At 63.7% G+C, this 1,002-nt stretch carries 2 protein-coding genes; both read right to left on the reverse strand.

Going from position 1 to position 1,002, the window contains the following annotated elements; genetic code table 11:
* A partial coding sequence (locus ACSFA2_RS26030) for a tyrosine-type recombinase/integrase (RefSeq protein ID WP_435458209.1) occupies positions 1 to 747 on the reverse strand: 747 nt, incomplete at its 3' end.
* The gene (locus ACSFA2_RS26035; RefSeq protein WP_435458210.1) at positions 740 to 895 is read right to left on the reverse strand and encodes a hypothetical protein; all 156 of its coding nucleotides are present in this window, start codon (positions 893 to 895) and stop codon (positions 740 to 742) included. The genes ACSFA2_RS26030 and ACSFA2_RS26035, both read right to left, overlap by 8 nt.
* Between the last annotated feature and the right edge of the window lie 107 nt (positions 896 to 1,002).

A 1,002-nucleotide genomic window follows, 5' to 3' on the forward strand; every position in this document is an offset into this window, starting at 1 on the left:
GTACTTGCCGGAGGCGATTTGCACGGCGAGTTTCAGGCGCTGAGCGACGTTGGCCCGCGTCATGGGCTTGCCGTCGCGGCGCGCCAGCAGCGGCGAGTCGGCCTGAAGCTGTGGGTTCAGGTGGAGCCAATCCCGCACCGCTTTGGCAGCGGTCTTCCACAGCGGCAACGAGCGCTGCTTGCGCCCTTTGCCGTGCAGCCGGATGCTTGACGTCGGGCCGAGTACAACGTCTGCCACCCGAACGCCTAGGATCTCCGAGACTCGAGCCCCAGTGTTGAACATCAGCGCGAACATCAGGCGATCTCGCTGGCCGATCCAGGTGTCGCTCGGCGCATCGATCAAGGCGAGCATCTGCTCCCTGGGGACGAAGCCCACCATCTTGCGATCGAAGCGCTTCATCGGCACGGCCAGGGCCTGCTCGATGAGGCCCAGGTGCACCGGATCGCGTCGCGCGGCGAACTTCAGGAAGGAGCGCACAGCAGCCAGCCGGATGTTGCGGCTGCGCCACGAGCTGTGTCGTTCTTGCCCAAGGTGATCGAGGAAGCCGACCAGGAACTTCGCAGTGACGTCGGTCAGCTCCATGCTGTTGGGCTCCTTGCCCTGGCGTTGCGCGTAACGCAGCATCAGCACGAACGTGTCTCGGTACGAAGCCACTGTACACGGGCTCAGGGCTCGCTGCTGGACCATGTAATCGGTGAAGAACTCCTGCACCAGGGTCGCGAAGGTCGGCGATGTCGACTTACTCATCGTCGTCCCCTGTGAGCGAGAAGCGCTCGAACTTGGCGCCGACCATGTCCATCAATTCGGGTACGCCGGTGAGGTACCAGTAGGTGTCGGTGATCTTCGCATGGCCAAGGTACGTGCACAGCCAGAACATCGCCTGGTCAATGGACACGCCTGTCTCATGCCAGAGCTGAACGCGTCGAACCGCCATGGTGTGCCGAAGGTCGTGCAGGCGCGGGTTGACGTGGTCGCCTCGCGTGCACCATCCCAGTCGCGGTC

Origin of the sequence: Variovorax cryoconiti (assembly GCF_051216395.1) — a bacterium.
Taxonomy (GTDB): domain Bacteria; phylum Pseudomonadota; class Gammaproteobacteria; order Burkholderiales; family Burkholderiaceae_C; genus Variovorax.